The following is a 21536-nucleotide window of genomic DNA, read 5'->3' as shown; positions in this document are numbered from 1 at the left end:
TTCAGGTGCGCCAGCCCATCGTTCGTGCGGATTGCTCTTGCTGTTGATCCATCGCATCGCCCAGTGACATGCGCTGGGCTGCCGCTGCCAACGCTTCGCCTTCCGGCGAAGTATCCGTAAGCTCGTTGGGCAATATGCGATCGCTTGAAATCGTTTGGAGCAATATCCACCCAGCCTCCTCCTTGCAGGCAATCCCGGCGAGATGCGGGCTGGAGAAAAGCCGGCAGAAGATCCCACTCTCTCGCCGAAAGCTGGCCAGAATGTGGTATCGCGCACCGTCTACGCGTGAGGGAATGGTTCCCGACATCTGCGTTTCAAGCACTTGCGCCAATTGGGTTCCGGCCAGCAGTTTTCCGTCATGCAACGCGATGTCTGGCGGCCCGTAGATATTCATACCCAGCATCGTTCCTCCACCGAGGCAGGCAATCAGTGCGATGGCGAGGCCTGGGCGTGTAAACACTGGTTGCCTGGTCCGTTTTTTCCGGGCTTTCTCTTCCGCCTTGGCCTGTTTGACCCTGCGGTTGCGGGCGGCGGCAAAGTCTAGAACCTGTGCTGGGCGCGTTTGTAACGTATGCTCCGCTTTGCTTGAGGCTGTCATTGCATTTCTGTGTGCGGCGAGTTGCCGGGCCAACTCGGGATCGCTAGCGGCCTCCGCTTCGATGCGCGCTGCCGCCCCGGCATCTAGTCGACCGTTTAGATAGGCGGAAAGTTCGTCTTTCGTCACGCTCATGACGGGTATTCCGGTTTTCTCGTAATGGGTAGGGTGGGGAGGCTTGACGCCAGTGTGTGCCTAAACTCACACGCCCGCAATACGCTGCATCGCGGGTGCTACTTTAAGTTCTTTAAGGCTGCAAATGGCCCATTGTCCTGGGGAGTCCCAAGCCCGGCAGCGATACGAGCAGCATCTGCCTCGGGGCCCGTAAGAAATGGATCGATCGCGAGTGCAAGGCTCTGTGCAATCGCCTCGCCAAGGTCGAAACGCGAGCCATCGTAAGGAATTTCGTCTAGTTCGTGCGCTTCGAGTTCGATCTCCTCGTCTGGCTTGTAGGTGCGCTCTTCTCGCACGAAGCAAAATTCGAGGGGTTCAGCCACGTGGACGTCAAGATCTTCGGCAGATACCGCACAGGCTTGCACGAAATCCGCAAGCAGCGTTCCGCGAACTTCGACTTTGTGCTCCACGCGTGTAAGCGAGACCTCTGCGACAAGATGATTGACCCGTACGAGGTCGAAACGCGCAGCAAGACCAGCGCATTCGTCGCTGTTGGCTTCGATCCGGAAAATCTGCCCTTCGGCCTGACGAATGTCGAAAAAGCGGGAAAATTCTGGGGGGGATGTGTCGTCGGTCATATTTCGATCCTTGCCGAGATAAGGGCATCGTCGGAAGTACGGTCCAGTGTTGTCCACAGCCGCATGATGGCGTCTGCCAGTCCGACGAGATTTTCATCGCTCGATGTCGTCACGTTGCGTCCGAGCAATGGGACCAGCGCAGGGATCCCCAGTGGCAATGCATTTCGCAGTGCGCCAGTGCGTCCGCCAAGAACGCGCATCAGTTTGCCCATGCGCTTGCCGACGACCAGATCTCCGACGCCTGACTGGCGCAGTTGGCCATCAATGTCTTCGACAAACAGTTCGGTCAGGCGGACGGATTGGACGATGAGGGCAGGATCACGTTCCATCCGCAGCATGACCAGTGCGAGTACGAGTACGAGTGCATCGAAACGGCCTGCCACGCTATCCGCAATGCCGTATCGCGAATACCAGTCAGGATTTCGCGCGATCCCGACGATCTTCGACCAGAGTGGGCGCATTGGGTCGCTGCCGTTTGTCGACCGGGAAAACAGGCGCTGGATCAGGGACATCGTGGGCTCCGTACCGGCAACAAGCAGATCATTCATGCGCAATTCAATCGCCGCGACGCAACCCCCATTGCGCGCGGCGCTGTGGGGCCCTAAGGCTCTGCTGCGATATATGGACGCGGTCCGCGCTGGCAATGGCCAGTATGTACGGGCCTCGGGGATTTGGAGTACACGGATGCACACTTTCGGTCGGAACGTCCTGGCGACGGGTCTCGTTCTGGGGCTGGCGACACTCGCTGGCGGGTGCTCCTCGATTCGCGATCATCGCGGTTACATCATTGATCAGACGCTCGTATCTCAGGTCGAGCCGGGGGTGGACAATCGCCTTTCGGTCGAGAAGACGATGGGCCGCCCCACTTTCGAAAGCCAGTTCGGCCCCAAGGACTGGTACTATGTCTCGCAGGTCGTCTCGACCCCTCCCTTCGGCCGCCCGCGTACCACTCAGGAAACGATTCTTCGGGTTCGTTTTGACCAGCAGGGTAACGTGACCGCAGTCGATCGGAAGGGTATGGAAGATGTCGTGCGCCTTAAGCCAGAGGGCGGCGTTACCCCGACACTTGGCCGTCATCGCACGTTCCTGCAGGATCTGTTCGGCAATATCGGTCAGGTCGGTGCAGCAGGGATGGGTGGTTCGCAAGGCACGGATACGACCGGCGGTAGCGGTGGTCCGGGCACCGGTCCGAACGGTAGCTGATTATCTTCGCTGCGTTTGCTGACTGCGGGCGGCTTGAACGTCGTCCGCCGCAGCATATATGCAGCGGCATGGATACTAGCGGGGCGAGCCACGGCCTGATCCAGTGGCACGGTACAACGATCATTGGCGTCCGGAAGAACGGCAAGACAGTGATCGCTGGAGACGGACAGGTCTCCATGGGCAACACGGTGATGAAGCCCAATGCGCGCAAGGTTCGGCGCATCGGGGCCGAAGGCAAAGTTATCGCGGGCTTTGCAGGGGCGACCGCTGATGCCTTCACCCTTCTCGAAAGACTTGAGCGTAAGCTGGAAGAACATCGCGGACAACTGGTTCGCGCGGCGGTGGAACTCGCCAAGGAATGGCGCATGGACAAGTATCTGCGCAATCTCGAAGCCCTCATGATTGTAGCCGATGCGGATTCGCTGCTGGTTTTGACTGGTAACGGCGATGTTCTGGAGCCTGAAGGGCCCAGCGATGCGCAGATCGTGGCGATCGGTTCAGGCGGCAATTACGCGCTGGCCGCAGGGCGAGCGCTTGTCGAATACGAGGACGATGCCGAGAGGATCGCCCGGCGGGCCATGGCCGTCGCAGCGGACATCTGCGTCTTCACCAATGACCGCGTAACGGTCGAGACCATCTGAGCGAGCGCTATTCGATGAAAGATAATCTTACTCCAAAGGCGATTGTGCGCGCGCTTGACGAGCATATCGTCGGCCAGGCCGATGCCAAAAAAGCTGTCGCAGTCGCGCTGCGCAATCGCTGGCGCAGGCAGCACCTCGCGCTCGATCTGCGCGACGAGGTGACTCCCAAGAATATCCTGATGATCGGCCCGACCGGTTGCGGCAAGACGGAGATCAGCCGCCGGCTGGCAAAGCTGGCCGACGCTCCGTTTGTAAAGGTTGAGGCGACCAAGTTCACCGAAGTCGGCTATGTAGGTCGCGATGTCGAGCAGATTGCACGCGACCTCGTGGAGGAGGCGATCCGGCTGGAAAAGGAACGCCGTCGCGAATCCGTCCGTGAGGCCGCCAGCAAAGCGGCAATGGACAGGCTGCTAAACGCTCTCGTTGGTGAGAATGCCTCAGAGGCGACACGGGCCGCTTTCCATCAGCGTATTACCGAAAACGCGATGAACGAGACCGAGGTGGAGATCGAGGTCGAGGATTCTCCGTCTGCGCCGATGGAGATACCCGGAATGGGGGGCAACATCGGCATGATCAATCTGTCCGATGTGATGGGCAAGGCATTTGGCGGTCAGAAACTCAAGCGCCGCAAGATGAAGGTGCCGGATGCATGGGACAAGCTGGTCGAGGAGGAGTCTGAAAAGCGCCTCGATCAGGATGATGTGGCGCGTACAGCTCTGGCAAATGCGGAGACCAACGGTATCGTCTTCCTCGATGAGATCGACAAGATCGCCGTCTCGGATGTGCGGGGTGGATCGGTCAGTCGAGAAGGTGTGCAGCGCGATCTGCTGCCGCTGATCGAAGGCACGACCGTTGCGACCAAATATGGTCCGATGAAGACGGACCACGTGCTGTTCATCGCCAGTGGTGCATTTCATGTCTCCAAGCCGAGCGATATGCTGCCTGAGCTTCAGGGCCGTCTGCCGATCCGTGTGGAGTTGAAGGCTCTGAGCGAGACAGACTTCGTGCGCATTCTATCAGAGACGCGCGCAAATCTTGTTGCCCAGTACAAGGCGCTGCTGGCGACCGAGCAGGTGACAGTCGATGTGACCGAGGACGCTATCGCCGAAGTCGCCCGGATAGCGGCGCAGGTGAACGAAAGTGTCGAGAACATCGGTGCCCGCCGTCTTCAGACAGTGATGGAAAAGCTGCTGGAGGAACTCAGCTTCGAGGCGGAGGACCGCGTAGGCGAGACGGTCATTGTCGATGCCGTCTATGTGCGTGAGAAGCTGGAAGGCCTCGCGAGCGACGCGGACCTGTCCAAGTATATCCTGTGATCTCGGATGCCGCCCCGTCCACGCTCGATCTAGAGCGGGACGGGGCCTGTCTGGCCGTTGGTGCGGCGGCGGATACTATTGGCGAACTGGAGTCGTTGCTGGCGACCGAGCCGCAGGGCGAAGCGGGCTTGCGGCTCACCGGGCGTAGCAAGCTGGCGCAATGGGTGGTCGAGCGAAGCAGCGTGCTGCCGCAAGTCGGTTCGTATATGGGCAGTCACGCAAGGCCAGTCCGGGCGGTGCTTTTCGACAAGAGCGACGCGGTGAACTGGACACTCGGCTGGCATCAGGATCGCACGATCGCGGTCCGCCATCGTGAAGATGTGCCTGATTTCGGGCCATGGTCTGTCAAGCAGGGCATCTGCCATGTCGAGCCGCCCTTTGCGGTGCTCGAAGCCATGATGACAGTGCGCATTCACCTCGATCCCGTCGATGCCGAAAATGCACCGTTGCTGATCGCATGCGGCAGTCATGACCGGGGCCGCATCGCTGCTCATGAAGCGGAGGCAGTGGCGATCCAGCACCGCATTCAGGCTTGTCTGGCTAAGCGGGGAGATGCCTGGCTCTATCGCACGCCCGTCCTGCATGCATCTGGCCGTGTCACGAAAGCGGGGCGTCGTCGCCGTGTTCTGCAGGTGGATTTTTCCGCGACGGAGTTGCCAGCTCCGCTCGAATGGCTAGGACTTGAGCGATAATCGCGAGAGGATATCGGATCTTGTACGAAACCCCTGAAAACCGACCTGTCTATCGACTGCTTACCGGAAAAGACGATCGCGCGTTCTGCGAACGTGTTTCGGAAGCGCTGGAGCAGGGATGGCGGCTTTACGGTTCGCCGACGATCTCGTGGGATACCGAGAACAGCTGCATGAAAGCGGCGCAGGCAGTCGTCTGGCACGAGGCCGACGTCGTCAAATAACGTCGCCGACCTCGCGAAACTGCTCGGCGTCAGTGCGGTGTCGCGCCCAGTTCGAAGCCGGTCTTGTCGTGGAGGGCGAACTTGTCGACGATGTCGGCACTCGCCTGATTGTACCCCACGACCCTGATCTCGGCGCCGTTCCCGGCGAGCGTCCCCACAATCTTGTCAAGCGCACCGACGGAGGAGATGTCCCACAGGTGCGCCTGGCTCATGTCGATTACCACCTTGGGGGCCGTTTCGCTGGCGGTATCCATCTGCTCGATGAAGCGATGGACCGAGGCGAAGAAGATCGCGCCTGAAATGCGGTAGGTGGCGGTATCGTCATCTTGCGTCCGCTCGACGGAAAAGAGACGCTGCACTTTCTGCGCGAAGAACACGCCGGAGAGCAACACGCCCACGATAACACCCTTCGACAGATCGCTGGTAGCCACCACGACGGCGACAGTCGCCAGCATCACCACCGAGCTTTGCCACGGATGGCGTCGCAGGTTCGGGATCGAGTTCCACGAGAATGTCCCGATCGAGACCATTATCATCACTGCGACCAGCGATGGCATCGGCACCTGGCCTACCCATGGGCCGAGTGCGGCGAGGAGGATGAACAGGAAAACGCCAGCCACGAGCGTGGAGAGCCGTCCGCGTCCCCCGGAACTGACGTTGATGACCGACTGCCCGATCATCGCGCAGCCACCCATGCCGCCGAACAGCGCTGCCACGATATTGGCGATGCCCTGGCCCTTGCATTCGACCCGCTTTGCGGAATCGGTGCCGGTCATGTCGTCGACGATCTGTGCGGTCAGGAGGGTCTCCAGAAGACCAACGGCGGCCATCGCCAGCGAGTACGGAGCGATGATCCGCAGGGTTTCGAGCGTCAGCGGGACGTGCGGCAGGCCAAAGGTCGGCAGACCGTCAGGCAGGTGCCCCATCTGGCCGACCGTGTGGACCGGAAGATGCAGGCTGATCGACAAGGCCGTCAGGACGAGAATAGCGACCAGCGGCGAGGGTACGGCAGTGGTGAGGCGAGGCAGCAGGTAGATGATCGCAAGGCCACCGGCGATCATTGCATAAGTATACCACGTCACGTGTACGAGTTGCGGCACCTGCGCCATGAAGATCAGGATTGCCAGCGCGTTGACGAAGCCGGTTATGACCGAGCGTGAGACGAACTGCATCGCCAGGTTCAGGCGTAGGGCTCCAGCGACGATCTGGAACAGGCCCATCAGGATTGTCGCGGCGAACAGGTAGTCCACGCCATGCGCGCGGACCAGTGGGCCGACAAGTACCGCGACGGAGGCAGTGGCGGCCGAGACCATAGCGGGCCGACCGCCGGTGAACGAAATGACGACGGCGATGGCGACGGAGGCCCATAGACCGACGGCGGGATCAACGCCGGCGATGATCGAGAAGCCGATCGCTTCGGGGATTAGGGCAAGGCCAACGACGAGACCAGACAGGATATCGGCGCGCACATTGCTGCGCCATCCCTGACGATAGGGCGTGAGAAAGGAGGTCATGAAAATTCCATCAGGCACATGAGCGCGGCAGGGCTACGCGAATAAAGGCATGTGTGTGATGTTGCCCGGCGGATCGGCGGCCGGGATAGCCACCCGGAATTTCACCGGGTCCATGCGAGTGCCACATCCTTGCCGACTCATGGCCATGCTGGCAACCCCAAAGATGGGGGTGGCTTCTGGTGGGGTGCGCCAGAATGAAAAGATATCAATCGTCATTATTGCATATGTGCAATAATGTTTTCTGGACTTGGTTCTTCGGTCTGTGATGTGCGAGAGCTATGAGGGCCGCCAAATCTGGAGACCTATCCCATGAAGACTCGCGCTGCCGTAGCATTCGAAGCCAAGAAGCCGCTCGAAATCGTCGAACTCGATCTCGAAGGCCCCAAGCCGGGTGAGGTTCTGGTCGAGATCATGGCGACCGGCATCTGCCATACCGACGCCTATACGCTCGACGGTTTCGACAGCGAAGGCATCTTCCCCTCGGTACTCGGCCACGAAGGCGCAGGGATCGTGCGTGAGGTTGGGGCCGGCGTGACCTCGGTGGTGCCGGGCGACCATGTGATCCCGCTCTACACCCCGGAATGCCGCCAGTGTAAGTCGTGCCTTTCGGGCAAGACGAACCTGTGCACCGCGATCCGCGCGACGCAGGGCAAGGGGCTGATGCCCGACGGCACCACGCGCTTTTCCTACAAGGGAAAGCCGATCTACCATTACATGGGCTGCTCGACGTTCTCGAACTTCACCGTCCTGCCTGAGATCGCCGTCGCCAAGATCCGCGAAGATGCGCCGTTCCAGTCCTCGTGCTACATCGGTTGTGGCGTGACCACGGGTGTCGGCGCGGTCATCAACACCGCCAAGGTGCAAGTGGGTGATAACGTTGTCGTTTTCGGCCTCGGCGGGATCGGCCTGAACGTCATCCAGGGCGCGCGTCTGGCCGGGGCTGGCAAGATCATCGGCGTCGATCTCAATCCCGATCGTGAGGAATGGGGCCGTCGCTTCGGCATGACCGACTTCCTCAACACCAGCGGCATGAGCCGTGAGGACATCGTCGCCAGGATCGTGCTGATGACCGATGGCGGCGCCGACTATACCTTTGATGCGACAGGCAATACCGAGGTCATGCGCACCGCGCTGGAGGCCTGCCATCGCGGCTGGGGCACCTCGATCATCATCGGCGTGGCCGAAGCGGGCAAGACCATCGAGACGCGCCCGTTCCAGCTCGTCACCGGGCGCAACTGGCGCGGCACGGCGTTCGGTGGCGCCAAGGGCCGCACTGACGTTCCCAAGATCGTCGACATGTACATGACCGGAAAAATCGAGATCGATCCGATGATTACGCACGTCATGGGGCTGGAGGAGATCAACACCGCCTTCGATCTGATGCACGAAGGCAAGTCGATCCGCTCGGTCGTGGTGTTCTGATGGAGGTCGTTTCCCTAAACCGGGTCTACGGCGGTCTACAAGGGGTCTACAGGCACCCTAGCGCACAGACGAAGACGGATATGACCTTCTCCGTCTTCGTGCCGCCCCACGCCGAGGGGGAGCGCCTGCCGGTGCTGTGGTATCTCTCCGGGCTTACCTGTACCCATGCCAATGTCACCGAGAAGGGCGAGTACCGCGAGGCCTGCGCCCGGCTCGGCATCGTCTTCATCGCGCCGGACACTTCGCCGCGCGGCGATGAGGTGCCCGACGACGAGGGCTACGATTTCGGCAAGGGCGCGGGCTTCTATGTCGATGCGACGCAGGCGCCCTGGGAAACCAACTTCCGCATGCGCTCCTATATCGAGCAGGAACTGCCCGACCTGATCGCGGCGCAGTTCCCGGTCGACATGGCGCGGCAGGGCATCACCGGGCACTCGATGGGCGGGCACGGCGCGCTGACCATCGCGCTGCGCAACCCCGAGCGCTTCCGTTCGGTCAGCGCCTTCGCGCCGATCGTCTCGCCGCTGGCCTGCCCGTGGGGTGAAAAGGCGCTCGGCGGCTATCTCGGCCCGGATCGCGAGAGCTGGCGCGAATACGATGCCTGCGCGCTGATCGAAGACGGCGCGCGCCTGCCCGACCTGCTGGTCGATCAGGGCGATGCCGACGGCTTCCTCGCCGAGCAACTCAAGACGCCGCTGCTGGTCGAGGCCTGCGAGAAGGCGGGCCAGCGCGCGACCATCCGCATGCAGCCGGGCTACGATCATTCGTACTACTTCATCTCCACCTTCATGGCCGAGCATGTCGAATGGCATGCCGCGCGCCTGAAAGCCTGAGGCGCACCATGTCCCGATGCTCTTCGCTGGCACTGGCCGAGCGTTACTATGCCGCGTTCAACGCCGGTGACAGCGAGGGGATGCTCGCCTGCCTCTCCGACGATGTGGTTCACGACATCAATCAGGGTGGGCGCCAGCAGGGGAAGGAGGCCTTCCGCGCGTTCCTAGCCCATATGGACGCCTGCTATCGCGAGCGGCTGACCGGCATCGTGCTGATGAGCGACGAGGCCGGACACCGCCTCGCCGCCGAGTTCGTGGTCCACGGCGAATACCTCGCGACCGATGGAGACTTGCCGCCTGCGAAAGGCCAGCGCTACGAACTGCCCGCAGGCGCTTTCCTGACCGTGGAGAGCGCCCAGATCACGCGCGTCGCGGTACATTACAACCTCGCCGACTGGATTGCGCAGGTGTTGGGGCGGTAAGAGAGGAAGCGCCGTTAGGCGAACGTCCGCTTCAGAGCAGGAGTGCAGGGATAGGTGACGCTTTCACGGCTGGTGCTGCCGAACTATCCCAGCCATCAGATACAGATTTCAATTTGCGGTTCAACCAACTGCCAATCGTAGAACATTCCATCGAAAAATGCTGTCGCCACCACATTGGGAAAGAGGCGTCCGAAAATTCGTCGCTTAGCATCCCACCCGGGCTGGGTGTCCTCCATGACGACATACATTTGATGCCGATATTTTGGCTCCATATGATTCAATATTTCTATGATAAAGTCATGTGTGGCAAGATAATCATTAGCGACTTCTCTGGGCCTATATTGTTCGATCAGCCGCCGCCAATGCTGCGCAATGCGATCTCCGCCCTGCTTATATATAGGGCGTTTCCCATGGAAAAATACCACTTCTACCGCGTCGCGGACGAGATCAACATTACCATGTAAGATATCATTCCGCTTATTAACTACATCCCAGTATCGGCCAAAACTTGGGTTATCTCTACTGAGAGGCTTGCTGAAGCCGATGCACACCTCGGACAAACCGATCAGCTTCTCATCAAGCCTACTACGTACGTATTGGCTTCTCCGCTGAGCATCTTTTTCAATCTCAGGTTTCATCATTCCTGAGACTACAAGTCCCAAAAATGACTCGAACATCACTGGCGTTAAAACTGAAAGTTCAGTCGGAATACCAGTCAGCGCGTTCATCAGCCGGCTATGCTCATTTCTGGCCTTCTTGCTTTGGAGCGTGTCCGGTTTAAACTGCGCGTCAATCAACGACTCAATTTTAGGAAGCGACTCTTCAATTTTATGGTAAAGATTGGAGCAGAGGTTTGCTATTGTTAAGAACTGATTTGGAAATATAGTCCATTTTTCAAGAGATCCTGCAAATATTACTTTCTCTTTTGATATCCTTCCGAAATCATTCTTAAGATTTTTGATGAAATTTAGCCATTCCGTATCGCTAAATTCATCATCAACGTGAACGTGTACCTCCTCGGTTGCCCCAGTAAACCGAATGCCTTTCTCGCCAGCTTTCAAATAGTAGTCCCAATGGAACAGGTTATCTGAATCATTTTTCGCAAGGAATGTCATCAGCCCATTCGGCTCTCCAAAACGGGCAAAAAGGTACGTGTAAGCGTCGAAGGGAGAGATAGATTTTTGAAGAACGATCATATGGTTGCGTTCCGAACGCTGGTTGCCCAGAAACAGCGACGGCTTCCGCCTTTTCCTTGCTTTTTTTGGGGCGATCTCTTTCTCTGATTGGGGCCTAGGTTGATCTGCCTCCTTCTTGGAGCGATCAAGAAACTCGAGCATTTCTTCGTGCGAGAATGCCCGCCATGAAGCCGGGCTGAGATACGCTTCAAACACTATCTGCTCACCTAATGCCTACTCAGTATAAGATGGCATTATCAAAGGTCATTCTCGCATGGAATTGGGAATGGCCGGTTTCTGAATTACGGACGGATCATTGTAACGACTGAAATGGGCGCACCTCTGACGTTGCCCTCTCTATTCAACGCCGTCACCTCCACCCTCACACCGCGACGATGCGATCCGCGAGCCTTTCCACTTCGGCGCGGTCGTGGCTGACGTAGAGGATCGGCAGCTTCAGATCGTCGCGCAGGCGTTCGATCACGCGCATCACTTCCTCTCGGCGCTCGGCATCGACCGAGGCGAGGGGCTCGTCGAATAAGAGGAAGCGCGGGGCCGAGAGCAAGGCTCTACCGATGGCGACGCGCTGGGCCTCGCCGCCCGAGAGTGTGCGCGGGCGGCGGTCCAGAAGGTGGGCGATGCCGAGGAAGGCGGTCGCCTCGTCCAGTGTCATCCAGCGCTCGTCGGCAGGGCGGCGGTGGAAGCCGAACAGCAGGTTGTCGCGCACGCTCTTGTGCGGGAACAGCCGCAGGTCCTGAAAGACATAGCCGCAGCGGCGCTGCTCGGGGGGGAGGTCGATCCTGCGCTCCGCGTCGAACAGGCGCGTGCCCGCAACGCTGATGTGTCCCGAGGCCGGGCGCACAAGGCCGGCGACGGCATCGAGCAGGCTGGTCTTGCCCGCGCCCGATGCGCCGAACAGCGCGGTCAGGCCGCTCGCCGCCTCGATCCGGTAGTCGAGCACACGGTTGCCGCGCCTGATGGTGAGGGCGATGTCAAAGGCCATGCTGGTCTCGTCCGGCAAGGCCCGCGCCCCCAGCGCTTCCTAAACTGTTCCGCCGCGCCAGCACTTCGGAGAGCACCAGAGCGCCGACCGAGAGCAGGACCGACAGCATGGCAAGGCGGGCGACCTGCCACTCCTGTCCCGGCACCTGCAAGGCGCTGTAGATGGCGAGCGGCAGCGTCTGCGTCTCGCCCGGAATGTTCGAGGCGAAGGTGATCGTCGCGCCGAACTCTCCCACCGACCGCGCGAAACCGAGCACCAGCCCCGCCAGCACGCCGGGGGAGGCGAGCGGCAGGGTGATCGTGAAGAATGTCCGCCAGCGCCCGGCGCCGAGCGTGCGCGCGGCGCTTTCCAGTCGCCGGTCGACGGCCTCCAGCGAGAGGCGCATGGCGCGCACCATCAGCGGCAGCGCCATGACGGCGGCGGCGAGCGCGGCGCCCGTCCAGCGGAACAGCAGCGTGACGCCGAGCGCGTTCTGGAGAAAGCCGCCGACCGGTGCATTGGGCGCAAAGACCAGCAGCAGCAGCCATCCCGTCACGACCGGCGGCAGTACCAGCGGCAGATGCACCAGCGCGTCGACGAGTATGCGCCCCGGAAAATGCGTGCGGGCCAGCAGCCAGGCCAGGCCGAACGCCACCGGCAGGGCGCAGACCATCGCCACGCCGCTGACTTTCAGCGACAGGGCGACGACCTGCCATTCCTCGGGCGAGAGCAGGGCCAAGCTATGGTCTCAGTGCGTGCCGAAGCCGAAGCGGGCGAAGATCGCGCGGCCTTGACCGGACAGGAGGAAGCGGCGGAAGCCTTCCCCTTCGGGGTTCTGCGAGGCTTTCAGGCGGGCGACGGGATAGGTGATCGGCGTGTGCGAGGCGGCGGGGAAGGTGGCGATCACCTTGACGCCCGGATCGGCCTTTGCGTCCGTTGCGTAGACCACGCCCAGCGGCGCGGCACCGCTGGAGACCATGCGCAGCGCGGCGCGCACGCTGTCGCCGGGGGCAAGCTTGCCCTGCACCGAGGGCCAGACACCCAGCTTGCCGAGCGCTTCCTTGGCATAGAGCCCGGCGGGCACGGCATTGGTGTCCGCCACGGCGAGGCGGCCATTGCCGAGCGTCTGGGCGAGCGGGAAGCCGGGGCGGATGGTCAGGCGAATGCGGCTGTTCGTCGGCGCGATCAGGACCAGCGTGTTGCGCAGGAACGAGGAGCGCGTGCCCGGTGCCAGCAGGTTGCGGGACTGGAGTTCGTCCATCCACTTTTCGTCAGCCGAGACGAACAGGTCAGCAGGCGCGCCGGATTCGACCTGCCGGGCGAGGGCGGATGAGCCGGCGAAGGAAATGCGCGGGCGGGGGTGGCCCTTGGCACTCCAGGCATCGGCTGCGGCGTTCATCGATTCCTGAAGGCTGGCGGCGGCAAGGACGACAGGCGCCGTCTGAGCCGGTCTGGCAAAAGCTGACGTGCTGCCGATCCAAAGCGCTGTGCAGGCAAGTGCCATCGCGCCTAAGGTTTCGCGGCGTTTCAGGAAGGGCTGGGGCATGAGATTTCCTCGCGCGGGAGTTTTTGTGAAGGGCCACGGCAGAAGCGTGCAACTGGATGTTACTCTGCGGCCATCCGGTATTTTTCGGGATATGGCAAGCGTGACAGGATGAACTGCGTCGTTCAGCTATGCGACACCGCATCCTCGCTCGGATCGCTGCGGTGGGGGGCTTTTTCGAGCGGGGTCGCGCGCAACTCTCCGGCAAGGGCCGTTCCCTCGCGCGAGGCGCACGATGCCTGCGCGGTCTTCTGCATCTGGCGATAGGCTTTCAGCACACGTTCCCCCGCGGGGGTGACTTCGGCGCCGCTGCCGCGTGCCCGCCCCGGATAGGCGCGGACCAGTGGCTCCGCCCAGCAACGGTTCATCGCGTCGACCAGCAGCCAGGCGCGTCGATAACTCATGTCCATTGCACGTCCAGCGGCGGAGATCGACCCACGTTCGCGAATGGCATCGAGGAGATCTGCTTTGCCTGGGCCCATGGCGATTTCCTCGCCGCACATGAGCTGGATCTTGATCTTCAGATGCGGGTCTTTGGCCATGAAACGGAGACTAGAAGCTGGCGGCCTTTTCGACAAGCAATGCCCGCCGTGAAGACCGAGAAAGGGTCTCGAATCGCATCGACTCATGAGGCCCATCCGGGGGTAACATGGTGCGTGGGCGGGAAACTATTTTTCCTGATCCATGCAATTGCAAGAATTTCGCAGTGCGGCGCATTCCGCGCAATTTTTCGACTGCTGCGCAGATGCAAACTTGCGTATGCAATATGCAATGCTTTGCATAGCAGCGAAAGCGCGTCATTCGTGCCGATGCTGCACTGCACTGTGATTTTGGTTAATGGTTTTCCGGAAAGCTGCGTGATTTGTGTAATTCGATGCGAGGAAACGTGCGCTGTAACGCTATGTATTCGATTGCAAATTTGATGGAGAAACGCGCTCCGGAGTGGTAAAACCGGTGTCACCGGAGACGCTGCTCGCAACATCAGAAGGGTGACGGCAGATCCGGTTCGGGTTCGCGGCGGAATTGCCGCTTTTGGTGGAAAGACACCCGCAAAACGGGGCTTTCGTGGCACTTTTGAATGGGATGCAGGATCATGATTGCACGGGATGCCATCGACAGATCATCGGGCCGGATCATCAGCAGCGAAGAACTGCTGCGCAACTCCGCAGGCCCGCTCTATCCTGCGTTTGCCGCGGTTCCGCGAGAGGACAGCGACGAGCGCGATGCGCGCGGACTGATCGTCGCGCTCGGCTTCTGCGGCCTGTGCTGGGCTGGGCTGGCCTGGTTCCTGCTGAACTGACCGGTTGCGGGCGTATCGGACGCGAGGCATTGCCAATGGCGCGGGGCCAATAGCGCGGGTTTTTGGGGATGAAGCAAATCATCGCCGCCTGAATGCTTGGCAATTCCGCCTCCTTGCTCCTATCTCGCGGGCCTGAGATTTCACGCCCGGAGGTATCAAGGTGGCGACCACGCACAAGACCCGCATGCTTATCATTGGCTCGGGCCCGGCGGGCCTTTCCGCCGCGATCTATGGCGCGCGCGCCGGTATGGAGCCCATCGTGGTGCAGGGGCTCCAGCCCGGCGGCCAGTTGACCATCACGACCGACGTCGAAAACTATCCCGGCTTCCGTGAGGTGATCCAGGGCCCGTGGCTGATGCAGGAGATGCAGGCACAAGCCGAGCATGTCGGCACGCGCATGATGTGGGACACGATCACTTCGGTCGATCTTTCCGGGCCTGTCTTCGTGGCGACCGGCGACAGTGGCGACACGTACGAAGGCGATACGCTGGTGATCGCCACGGGTGCGCAGGCGCGCTGGCTGGGTGTGCCCGGAGAGCAGGCGCTCTCGGGCAAGGGCGTATCGGCCTGCGCCACCTGCGACGGCTTCTTCTATCGCGGCCGCAAGGTCGTGGTGATCGGCGGCGGCAACACGGCGGTCGAGGAAGCGCTGTACCTCACCAACCACTCGGACGACGTGACGCTGATCCACCGCCGCGACAGCCTGCGCGCGGAAAAGATCCTGCAGGATCGTCTTCTGGCCAACCCCAAGATCACGGTGGTGTGGAACAAGAAGGTGGACGAGTTCCTCGGCGATGATCGCGGCGAACTGCGCGCCGTTGCGCTGACCGACACCGAGACCGGCGAGAAGAGCGAGATTGCCACGGACGGCGCCTTCGTCGCCATCGGCCATGCCCCCGCGACGGAACTGTTCAAGGGCAAGCTGGCGATGGACGAGACCGGCTATCTGCTGGTCCAGCCCGGCACGCCGAAGACCGACATTCCCGGTGTCTACGCGGCGGGCGACGTGTCCGACCACATCTATCGTCAGGCAATCACGGCGGCGGGAAGCGGCTGCATGGCGGCGCTGGATGCCGAGCGCTATCTCGCCGAACGCGATTTCGCCGGGATCACCGAGACCGAACAGGCCTGAGAGTCCGTTTGAAAATTCGCGGAACGCGAATTTCTGCGGCACCGGCCCTCTCCCCCACCCTACCACCCAACGGTAGTATCCTGCGGGTGGCAGGGTGGGGGCGTGGGCCGGTGCCGCCTCATAAATGCCCTGCAGGGCATTTATCAAACATGATGGTTCAGGCGCGCAGGGCTTCCAGAACCTGCGCGCCGTACCAGTCCAGCGCGCCCGGCTCGACGAAGCTGTGCGTCGCCTCCGGGTGGATGCGGATTCGCGGATCGTCCTTGTTCCACCGCGACAGGAACGCACTGCCGGTGCGGTCCCGACCCGCGACGGGGAACAGAACCTGCCCCTCGAAGGTCGCGAGCCCCTTGCGCATCGTCTCCAGTAGACCGGTAGCCGGGGGCGGCGGGGCAGGGCGCACGGCACTTTTGAGGCTGCGGAACAGCTGGATCAGCGAGACCTTGCCGGTCAGCAGGCGCCGCAAGGCGGCAGGGTCTGCAAGGCGCTTGCGATAATGTGCGCGCACCTGTTCGGCGGGCACCTCGTTTGCCGCATCGTCCTCGAAGGTCCATGGGTTGGACAGCACGAGCGCGTCAAATCCTGCGCCACCGGTCAGCATCAGGGCGCTGGCCGCGTCGCAGTTACCCAGTGCGACCACGCGATCGAGGCCGGGACACAGCTCGCGAAAAGCGGCGAGAGCGGCGGCGATGTCCGGTCCGCTGGCGCGAAATCCGCCGTTCGCCCCTTCGCTGTCAGCCACGCCGCGACGATCAAAGCGCAGCACGGCAAAGCCCTCGCCGGCGATCCGCTCGGCCATGAGCGCCTGCCCGTTCCAGGCCCCGGCACGGGTCTCGTTGCCGCCGCTGACGATCAGCAGGCCACGGGTGGCGCGGGCATCACCGTCGAGCGTGCAGATCAAGCGGTCGCCTTCGCACAGGAAGCTGGAGTGTGCCCGGATCATGGCGCGACACTCGCGATGATGAGCCGTGCCAGTGCTGCCGATTGCACCGCATCCTCGCCCGGTTCCGCCCGCAGCCAGAGTCCGGGGCCGCCCAACGCCTCCTGCGTGATGATCCCGGCCTGCTCGGACGGTATCATGGGTTCGAAATGGTGATAGAAGTCAGCGCCAAGGCTATAACCTGCCAGTACAATCCCATCCGCCTTGGCTTGTGCCGCCAGACCATCGCGCGTTTCCTCACGGCCGCTTTCGCGAGAGGCGAGCATCCGGGCCCGCAGCAGCTGGCGCAGGATTGATGCGGCCTTGAGCGGCGCGTAGTGCAGGGATGGCAGCGTATCGGGTGTGAACAGGCAGCCGCCGCGCAGGCCCAGGGCATGGGTGGCGCCAAAGTGAACCGCCGCCGCGCGCATCGCGTCCATCCAGTCGGTCGGGTCCTGGATAGAAAGCGCCTGGAGGCTTTCGTTGCTGCCGGGATAGTCCGGCAGGAAACTGTCGACGCCCTCCTGATCGAGGCGGCGCATCAGTTCCACTGTGAAGCGGCGCAGCTTGTTGCCTTCGTCGAGCAGTGCGGGGGCGATCAGCAGGCGGTGCGCGCGGCCGCGATCGAAAGCAAGAGCGTATTCATGAAAGGTGCCGCCGGCGGGCAGTGGACAGGGCCAGCTCGTCGGCGTCACCATGCCGTTATCCCGCTTGTCGCTTGTCGGCGACGAACGCCTTGAGCGCGCCGAAGGTTTCGAGCATCTCGCCGTCGATCTCGTCATCCTCGATGATGATGTCGAAGCGGTCTTCCAGTTCGGTCAGCAGCCCGGCCACGGCCATGGAATCGAGTTCCGGCAATTCGCCGAACAGTCCGCTGTCGTCGGTGAAGCTGTCGGCCTGGCCCTGCTTGAGCCCGAGAACATCGGTCAGGATGCCTCGCAGGCGCAGGTCGGTATCGTCGGTCATGGCCCTCTCGGTATCTGTTATCATGGGAGAGTTTCCCGCAAAGGATTGGACACGCGCTCTACCTGCGCTTCGCGGCGCGGGCAAGGCTGTGCGCGGCGTCGCCCGCGAAACGCCGTGCCATGACGGGCCAGTTGGCGGGATGGCCGGGGCGCAGCATGTCGAGGCGATAGCGCGGGCGCACCATTTCCATCCAGTCACGCTTGTAGGGATTGTCGCCGGTGCCGAAGTCGATGTCGGTGACGCGATCCTCGTCGATGACATGGCGGAACAGGGCGGCGCTCAGCACCGAGCCGGGTGAAGTAGCCTTGGCGCTTTCGCGATGGGCCAGCTTGTGGATGAAGGCCGTGCCGCCTTCCACCGTCCACATCTGCGCGGCAACCGGCTCGCCCTCGACGAAGGCGATGCCGAAACGAAGCCTTCCTGCGGCGCCCTCGGCCTCGGCAAAAGCGCGCAGGAAGGCAGGCGAGCCTTCCGCAGGCTTCCAGCTTTCGGCGTAGATATCTTCGTAGGCTGCCCATAATCCGCTGTCGAAATGGGTGAGGACGCGGGGCTCGACCTTGCCGCTCTTGCGTTTGAGCGTGGTGCGGAGCTGGCCGGGGCGGGCAGCAAGGTAGGCGGCATAATCGCGTCCATCGAGAGCGAGTACGTGATTGACGTCGCAGGGCTCGCTGCGGACGTGCCAACCCGCCTGACGGAACGCGGTTGCCATCAGTGCGGCCGAGCCGTCCTCTCCGGGGACACCGGACAGGGTGATGCGGTGCGCCTTGCGGGCCAGATCGCGAGCGATCCGCGTCAGCAGGCGTTCGGGTGAGGGGCCTGCCAGAAGCGGACGAAAGCGGAAGGTATACCAGTTGGCGAGCGCCTGCGGGTGAGGCAGGGCGTCGGTCAGCGGCAGCGCGGCAAGGCCATCCTCATCGCGCGCCACGATCACGAGCGGGTGCAGGCCGCAATGCGCTTCGAGCCCTGCAAACCAGGCGATCCTGTCGAAGGGCGCGCATGCCGCCGCATCGAGCACGCCGCCAAGCTGTGCATCCGATTGGACTTCCTTAAGATCGCGATGGTATTCGATGCCCGTCACGTGATCCTATCCACCTCTTGCGGAGCCCCGCGTCAAGCCATGCCAGCGCCTGAAACCGCCTCTGCCCTGCCGCTCGACCATCTGGCTCTGCGAGGTGAGGACGATGCCGAAGCTCTCGTGCTGCGCGAAGGGCCTCTAACCTACAAGGCCTTAAGAACGCGTGTCGCTCGTCTGGCGGGGTGGCTGGCGCGTGAGGTGCCCGAAAAAGGCGCAAGGGTGGCGACATGGGCGGCGAAAGGCGAACTGACCTGCCTGATGCCGCTCGCCGCTGCGCGGGCAGGGCTGATCCATGTGCCGATCAACCCGCTGCTCAAGCGCGCGCAGGTGGCGCATATCCTTGCCGATTCGGGCGCATCACTGCTGATGGGGACGCCCGCGCGCCTTTCGGGGCTGGAGCCGGGCGATGTGCCGTCCGTCTGTCGCTTGGTGGCTGAGCAGGAGGTTCTGGAAGCGGCAGGTGCGGCAGACCTTGCCCTGCCGCCGTCCAGTGCCGACCCGGATGCGCTGGCCGCGATCCTCTACACCAGCGGATCGACCGGGCGCCCCAAGGGCGTGATGCTCAGCCACGCGAACATGTGGCTGGGTGCGGAAAGCGTCGCCGGATATCTGGGCGTCACGCCGCAGGATCGCGTGCTGGGCGTGATGCCGCTCTCGTTCGATTACGGCCAGAACCAGTTGCTTTCGACATGGTATGCGGGCGCCTGCGTGGTGCCGCTCGACTATCTGGTGCCGCGCGATGTGATGAAGGCGGTGGACCGGCACGGCATCACCTCGCTGGGCGCGGTGCCGCCGCTCTGGGTACAACTGTGCGAGGTGGACTGGCCGGAGGCGACGGCGGCAAAGCTGCGGCGGCTCACGAATACCGGCGGCGCGCTGACGGTCGATCTGGTGAAGCGCATGCGGTCGCTGTTTCCCAAGGCACGGCTTTTCGCGATGTATGGGCTGACCGAAGCGTTCCGCTCGACCTATCTCGATCCCGCACTGATCGACACGCATCCGACGTCGATGGGCAAGGAGATCCCCCATGCCGAGATCCTCGTGATCGACGATGAGGGGCAGGTCGCGGCGGACAATGTGGAGGGCGAACTCGTCCATTCCGGCCCGCTCGTCGCGCACGGTTACTGGCAGGATGCGGAGCGCACAGCCGAACGTTTCAAGCAGGCCCCGGCAGCGTCTCGCTATGGCGGTATGGCGGTGTGGTCGGGCGACCGGGTGCGGCGCGATGCGGACGGTCTTCTCTATTTCGTCGGGCGGCGCGATGCGATGATCAAGAGCGCGGGCAACCGCATTAGCCCGCAGGAGGTGGAGGACGCCGCGCTCGCCACCGGGCTGGTCGCCGAAGCGGTGGCGCTGGGTCTCCCCGATGCGAGGCTTGGCCATGCGGTGCATCTGGTGGTTCGGGCTGCTCCGGGCGTTGCAACCGAGGAGGCGGAGGCCGAACTGCCCAGGCGGCTCGCGCGCGATCTGCCCAATTTCATGCAGCCAAGGGTATTTCACTGGCGCGCGGCGATGCCGATAGGCCCCAATGGCAAGATCGACCGCACCGGTCTGTTTCAGGAGATTTCGGCATGAAGGCGCTGGGGCCGATCCCTGCGGGATATGATGGGATCGATGGCGTATTGGCCGTCGCAGGGCGTCCGGTGACGGACTGGGTTCAGGAAGCGGGGTGCACGCCGCTGTTCCTCTATTCCGCCGATCTCGTCCGCGCCCGGATCGCGCAGCTGCGCGCCGCCATGCCGGAGCGGCTGGCGCTGCATTATGCGGTGAAGGCCAATCCCTTCGTGCCCTTGCTGGCGATAATGGACGGGCTGGTTGACGGGTTCGACATCGCCTCGGGCGGAGAACTGTCCATCGTCACCGGAGCGGGCATCGATCCGCGCCGCGTCAGCTTCGCCGGTCCTGGCAAGCGCGACGAGGAACTGGAGGCGGCAATATCCTCACGCGTGACGCTGAACCTCGAATCGGAGGCCGAGGCGCGTCGTGCGCTGATGATCGGTGAGCGGCTGGGCATTGCGCCGCGTCTGGCGATCCGGGTCAATCCATCGTTCGATCTCAAGGGCTCGGGCATGAAGATGGGCGGCGGCGCCAAGCCCTTTGGCATCGATGCAGAACGTGTGCCGACACTCGCGCGCCTGATCGTCGACAGCGGCGCCGAGTGGCGCGGCTTTCACATCTTTGCAGGCAGTCAGGCGCTCGATGCCGAGGCGATCGCCGCCACGCAGTTGCAGACGCTGGAACTCGCCGCCGCGCTGGCCGGGGAGGCAGGCGTCGACCTGCCGCACTGCAATCTGGGTGGCGGTTTCGGCATACCCTATTTCCCCGGCGACGCGCCGCTCGACACGGTGCTGGTCGGCGAGCGGTTGGGTGAGGCGTTCGCGACGCTGCCCGATGTGCTTCAGGAGACGCAGTTCTGTATCGAACTGGGCCGCTATCTGGTCGGCGAAGCGGGGATCTACCTTACCCGAATCATCGATCGCAAGATCAGCCATGGCGAAGTCTTCCTCATCACCGATGGAGGGCTGCATCACCAGTTAGCTGCCTCGGGCAACTTCGGAACGGTGGTGCGGCGCAATTATCCCAGCGCGATCGCGACACGCTTCGGCGCCGGGGTCGAGGAAGAGGCCAGCATCGTCGGCTGTCTGTGTACGCCGCTGGACAAGCTGGCCGACAAGGGCGGTTTTCCACGTGCGGATGTGGATGATCTGGCGGTGGTTTTCTGCGCTGGTGCCTATGGGGCAAGCGCCAGTCCTGCCGCTTTCCTGGGGCAGGGCGCTGCCGTGGAGATGCTGGTCTGATCCGTGCCTGACGACAGTCCCGTTTCGGGACTGCT

The 21536-nt window shown here is 62.4% G+C and carries 26 protein-coding genes and 1 other annotated feature; of the genes, 12 read left to right on the top strand and 14 right to left on the bottom strand.

What is annotated here, in order from left to right:
* Position 1 precedes the first annotated feature (1 nt).
* The 3 genes from AC3EC3_RS06655 to AC3EC3_RS06645 all read right to left on the bottom strand — a co-directional run bounded on the left by AC3EC3_RS06655 (position 2) and on the right by AC3EC3_RS06645 (position 1895).
* Positions 2-730 carry a hypothetical protein gene (locus AC3EC3_RS06655; RefSeq protein WP_488488819.1) on the bottom strand — a complete coding sequence of 243 codons (729 nt, stop codon included), beginning with the start codon at positions 728-730 and terminating at the stop codon, positions 2-4.
* 98 nt (positions 731-828) lie between these two features.
* Entirely contained in the window at positions 829-1347 is a 519-nt protein-coding gene (locus AC3EC3_RS06650; protein ID WP_488488818.1) for a YceD family protein, read from the bottom strand.
* On the bottom strand, positions 1344-1895 hold the full coding sequence (locus AC3EC3_RS06645) for a ubiquinol-cytochrome C chaperone family protein (RefSeq protein WP_488488817.1): 552 nt from the start codon (positions 1893-1895) through the stop codon (positions 1344-1346). Before AC3EC3_RS06645 ends, AC3EC3_RS06650 begins: the two co-directional genes overlap by 4 nt.
* A 136-nt stretch (positions 1896-2031) precedes the next feature.
* Here AC3EC3_RS06645 and AC3EC3_RS06640 point away from each other — a divergent pair, with 136 nt between their 5' ends.
* From AC3EC3_RS06640 to AC3EC3_RS06620, 5 genes are all read left to right on the top strand, one after another.
* The gene (locus AC3EC3_RS06640; protein ID WP_488488816.1) at positions 2032-2550 is read left to right on the top strand and encodes an outer membrane protein assembly factor BamE; all 519 of its coding nucleotides are present in this window, start codon (positions 2032-2034) and stop codon (positions 2548-2550) included.
* 68 nt (positions 2551-2618) lie between these two features.
* Positions 2619-3191, top strand: coding sequence for an ATP-dependent protease subunit HslV (gene hslV, locus AC3EC3_RS06635; protein ID WP_488488815.1), 573 nt, complete (start codon positions 2619-2621; stop codon positions 3189-3191).
* Positions 3192-3205: 14 nt separating this feature from the next.
* Positions 3206-4507, top strand: a complete 1302-nt coding sequence (hslU, locus tag AC3EC3_RS06630) for an ATP-dependent protease ATPase subunit HslU (protein WP_488488814.1) — start codon at positions 3206-3208, stop codon at positions 4505-4507.
* On the top strand, positions 4504-5199 hold the full coding sequence (locus AC3EC3_RS06625) for a phytanoyl-CoA dioxygenase family protein (protein WP_488488813.1): 696 nt from the start codon (positions 4504-4506) through the stop codon (positions 5197-5199). The genes hslU and AC3EC3_RS06625 overlap by 4 nt, the downstream gene beginning before the upstream one ends.
* Positions 5200-5219: 20 nt before the next feature.
* Positions 5220-5420: a DUF1737 domain-containing protein gene (locus AC3EC3_RS06620; protein WP_488488812.1), complete on the top strand. Its 201-nt coding sequence runs from the start codon at positions 5220-5222 to the stop codon at positions 5418-5420.
* A 29-nt stretch (positions 5421-5449) separates the two neighbouring features.
* Here the strand turns inward: AC3EC3_RS06620 and AC3EC3_RS06615 are convergent, their stop codons facing one another.
* On the bottom strand, positions 5450-6934 hold the full coding sequence (locus tag AC3EC3_RS06615) for a SulP family inorganic anion transporter (protein ID WP_488488811.1): 1485 nt from the start codon (positions 6932-6934) through the stop codon (positions 5450-5452).
* Between the two features lie 33 nt (positions 6935-6967).
* Positions 6968-7150, bottom strand: coding sequence for a hypothetical protein (locus AC3EC3_RS06610; RefSeq protein WP_488488810.1), 183 nt, complete (start codon positions 7148-7150; stop codon positions 6968-6970).
* Positions 6994-7049: a sequence feature (sul1 is cis-regulatory element that is thought to sense ions involved in sulfur or methionine metabolism; They are found in Alphaproteobacteria), on the bottom strand. It overlaps the preceding gene by 56 nt.
* A 93-nt stretch (positions 7151-7243) precedes the next feature.
* Here AC3EC3_RS06610 and AC3EC3_RS06605 point away from each other — a divergent pair.
* From AC3EC3_RS06605 to AC3EC3_RS06595, 3 genes are read left to right on the top strand one after another with little or no spacing between them, the layout of a single operon-like run.
* Positions 7244-8356, top strand: coding sequence for an S-(hydroxymethyl)glutathione dehydrogenase/class III alcohol dehydrogenase (locus tag AC3EC3_RS06605; protein WP_488488809.1), 1113 nt, complete (start codon positions 7244-7246; stop codon positions 8354-8356).
* Positions 8356-9189, top strand: a complete 834-nt coding sequence (gene fghA, locus AC3EC3_RS06600; RefSeq protein WP_488488808.1) for an S-formylglutathione hydrolase — start codon at positions 8356-8358, stop codon at positions 9187-9189. Before AC3EC3_RS06605 ends, fghA begins: the two co-directional genes overlap by 1 nt.
* Positions 9190-9197: 8 nt before the next feature.
* Positions 9198-9611 (top strand): ketosteroid isomerase-related protein, encoded by a 414-nt coding sequence (locus AC3EC3_RS06595; protein WP_488488807.1) that lies wholly within the window; start codon positions 9198-9200, stop codon positions 9609-9611.
* 95 nt (positions 9612-9706) lie between these two features.
* Here AC3EC3_RS06595 and AC3EC3_RS06590 read toward each other — a convergent pair whose 3' ends face one another.
* The 5 genes from AC3EC3_RS06590 to AC3EC3_RS06570 all read right to left on the bottom strand — a co-directional run bounded on the left by AC3EC3_RS06590 (position 9707) and on the right by AC3EC3_RS06570 (position 13853).
* The gene (locus AC3EC3_RS06590; RefSeq protein ID WP_488488806.1) at positions 9707-11002 is read right to left on the bottom strand and encodes a hypothetical protein; all 1296 of its coding nucleotides are present in this window, start codon (positions 11000-11002) and stop codon (positions 9707-9709) included.
* A gap of 166 nt (positions 11003-11168) precedes the next feature.
* Positions 11169-11789 carry an ATP-binding cassette domain-containing protein gene (locus AC3EC3_RS06585; protein ID WP_488488805.1) on the bottom strand — a complete coding sequence of 207 codons (621 nt, stop codon included), beginning with the start codon at positions 11787-11789 and terminating at the stop codon, positions 11169-11171.
* Complete coding sequence (gene modB, locus AC3EC3_RS06580; RefSeq protein WP_488488804.1) at positions 11779-12507, bottom strand: molybdate ABC transporter permease subunit; 729 nt, start codon at positions 12505-12507, stop codon at positions 11779-11781. Before modB ends, AC3EC3_RS06585 begins: the two co-directional genes overlap by 11 nt.
* Positions 12508-12516: 9 nt before the next feature.
* Positions 12517-13314: a molybdate ABC transporter substrate-binding protein gene (modA, locus tag AC3EC3_RS06575; RefSeq protein WP_488488803.1), complete on the bottom strand. Its 798-nt coding sequence runs from the start codon at positions 13312-13314 to the stop codon at positions 12517-12519.
* 122 nt (positions 13315-13436) lie between these two features.
* A complete protein-coding gene (locus AC3EC3_RS06570) occupies positions 13437-13853 on the bottom strand; it encodes a winged helix-turn-helix domain-containing protein (RefSeq protein ID WP_488488802.1) in 417 nt (138 codons plus the stop codon).
* A 551-nt stretch (positions 13854-14404) separates the two neighbouring features.
* Here AC3EC3_RS06570 and AC3EC3_RS06565 point away from each other — a divergent pair.
* Positions 14405-14611 carry a hypothetical protein gene (locus AC3EC3_RS06565; protein ID WP_488488801.1) on the top strand — a complete coding sequence of 69 codons (207 nt, stop codon included), beginning with the start codon at positions 14405-14407 and terminating at the stop codon, positions 14609-14611.
* A gap of 160 nt (positions 14612-14771) precedes the next feature.
* A complete protein-coding gene (gene trxB / locus AC3EC3_RS06560; protein ID WP_488488800.1) occupies positions 14772-15743 on the top strand; it encodes a thioredoxin-disulfide reductase in 972 nt (323 codons plus the stop codon).
* A 157-nt stretch (positions 15744-15900) separates the two neighbouring features.
* Here the strand turns inward: trxB and AC3EC3_RS06555 are convergent, their stop codons facing one another.
* From AC3EC3_RS06555 to AC3EC3_RS06540, 4 genes are read right to left on the bottom strand one after another with little or no spacing between them, the layout of a single operon-like run.
* Positions 15901-16686 (bottom strand): hydrolase 1, exosortase A system-associated, encoded by a 786-nt coding sequence (locus tag AC3EC3_RS06555; protein ID WP_488488799.1) that lies wholly within the window; start codon positions 16684-16686, stop codon positions 15901-15903.
* Positions 16683-17360, bottom strand: a complete 678-nt coding sequence (locus AC3EC3_RS06550) for a hypothetical protein (RefSeq protein ID WP_488488798.1) — start codon at positions 17358-17360, stop codon at positions 16683-16685. The genes AC3EC3_RS06555 and AC3EC3_RS06550 overlap by 4 nt, the downstream gene beginning before the upstream one ends.
* A 4-nt stretch (positions 17361-17364) precedes the next feature.
* Complete coding sequence (locus AC3EC3_RS06545; RefSeq protein ID WP_260927964.1) at positions 17365-17628, bottom strand: phosphopantetheine-binding protein; 264 nt, start codon at positions 17626-17628, stop codon at positions 17365-17367.
* 58 nt (positions 17629-17686) lie between these two features.
* Positions 17687-18706, bottom strand: a complete 1020-nt coding sequence (locus AC3EC3_RS06540; RefSeq protein ID WP_488488797.1) for a GNAT family N-acetyltransferase — start codon at positions 18704-18706, stop codon at positions 17687-17689.
* Positions 18707-18745: 39 nt separating this feature from the next.
* On the opposite strand from AC3EC3_RS06540, the gene AC3EC3_RS06535 reads away from it, so the two are divergent.
* Together AC3EC3_RS06535 and AC3EC3_RS06530 are read left to right on the top strand one after the other, a co-directional pair.
* The gene (locus tag AC3EC3_RS06535) at positions 18746-20278 is read left to right on the top strand and encodes an acyl-CoA ligase (AMP-forming), exosortase A system-associated (RefSeq protein WP_488488796.1); all 1533 of its coding nucleotides are present in this window, start codon (positions 18746-18748) and stop codon (positions 20276-20278) included.
* Positions 20275-21501, top strand: coding sequence for a pyridoxal-dependent decarboxylase, exosortase A system-associated (locus tag AC3EC3_RS06530; protein WP_488488795.1), 1227 nt, complete (start codon positions 20275-20277; stop codon positions 21499-21501). The genes AC3EC3_RS06535 and AC3EC3_RS06530 overlap by 4 nt, the downstream gene beginning before the upstream one ends.
* The last annotated feature ends 35 nt before the right edge of the window (positions 21502-21536 follow it).

This window comes from Novosphingobium sp. BAM6, from assembly GCF_057784955.1.
The sequence above is the reverse complement of the archived record's forward strand: the minus strand, read 5'-3'. Positions and strand labels throughout refer to the sequence as shown.

Coding starts and splice junctions, on each gene's coding strand:
- AC3EC3_RS06655 (WP_488488819.1), bottom strand. CDS start 730: ATGAGCGTGACGAAAGACGAACTTTCCGCCTATCTAAACGGTCGACTA.
- AC3EC3_RS06650 (WP_488488818.1), bottom strand. CDS start 1,347: ATGACCGACGACACATCCCCCCCAGAATTTTCCCGCTTTTTCGACATT.
- AC3EC3_RS06645 (WP_488488817.1), bottom strand. CDS start 1,895: ATGAATGATCTGCTTGTTGCCGGTACGGAGCCCACGATGTCCCTGATC.
- AC3EC3_RS06640 (WP_488488816.1), top strand. CDS start 2,032: ATGCACACTTTCGGTCGGAACGTCCTGGCGACGGGTCTCGTTCTGGGG.
- hslV (WP_488488815.1), top strand. CDS start 2,619: ATGGATACTAGCGGGGCGAGCCACGGCCTGATCCAGTGGCACGGTACA.
- hslU (WP_488488814.1), top strand. CDS start 3,206: ATGAAAGATAATCTTACTCCAAAGGCGATTGTGCGCGCGCTTGACGAG.
- AC3EC3_RS06615 (WP_488488811.1), bottom strand. CDS start 6,934: ATGACCTCCTTTCTCACGCCCTATCGTCAGGGATGGCGCAGCAATGTG.
- AC3EC3_RS06610 (WP_488488810.1), bottom strand. CDS start 7,150: ATGACGATTGATATCTTTTCATTCTGGCGCACCCCACCAGAAGCCACC.
- AC3EC3_RS06605 (WP_488488809.1), top strand. CDS start 7,244: ATGAAGACTCGCGCTGCCGTAGCATTCGAAGCCAAGAAGCCGCTCGAA.
- fghA (WP_488488808.1), top strand. CDS start 8,356: ATGGAGGTCGTTTCCCTAAACCGGGTCTACGGCGGTCTACAAGGGGTC.
- AC3EC3_RS06595 (WP_488488807.1), top strand. CDS start 9,198: ATGTCCCGATGCTCTTCGCTGGCACTGGCCGAGCGTTACTATGCCGCG.
- AC3EC3_RS06585 (WP_488488805.1), bottom strand. CDS start 11,789: ATGGCCTTTGACATCGCCCTCACCATCAGGCGCGGCAACCGTGTGCTC.
- modA (WP_488488803.1), bottom strand. CDS start 13,314: ATGCCCCAGCCCTTCCTGAAACGCCGCGAAACCTTAGGCGCGATGGCA.
- AC3EC3_RS06570 (WP_488488802.1), bottom strand. CDS start 13,853: ATGGCCAAAGACCCGCATCTGAAGATCAAGATCCAGCTCATGTGCGGC.
- AC3EC3_RS06565 (WP_488488801.1), top strand. CDS start 14,405: ATGATTGCACGGGATGCCATCGACAGATCATCGGGCCGGATCATCAGC.
- AC3EC3_RS06555 (WP_488488799.1), bottom strand. CDS start 16,686: ATGATCCGGGCACACTCCAGCTTCCTGTGCGAAGGCGACCGCTTGATC.
- AC3EC3_RS06550 (WP_488488798.1), bottom strand. CDS start 17,360: ATGGTGACGCCGACGAGCTGGCCCTGTCCACTGCCCGCCGGCGGCACC.
- AC3EC3_RS06545 (WP_260927964.1), bottom strand. CDS start 17,628: ATGACCGACGATACCGACCTGCGCCTGCGAGGCATCCTGACCGATGTT.
- AC3EC3_RS06535 (WP_488488796.1), top strand. CDS start 18,746: ATGCCAGCGCCTGAAACCGCCTCTGCCCTGCCGCTCGACCATCTGGCT.
- AC3EC3_RS06530 (WP_488488795.1), top strand. CDS start 20,275: ATGAAGGCGCTGGGGCCGATCCCTGCGGGATATGATGGGATCGATGGC.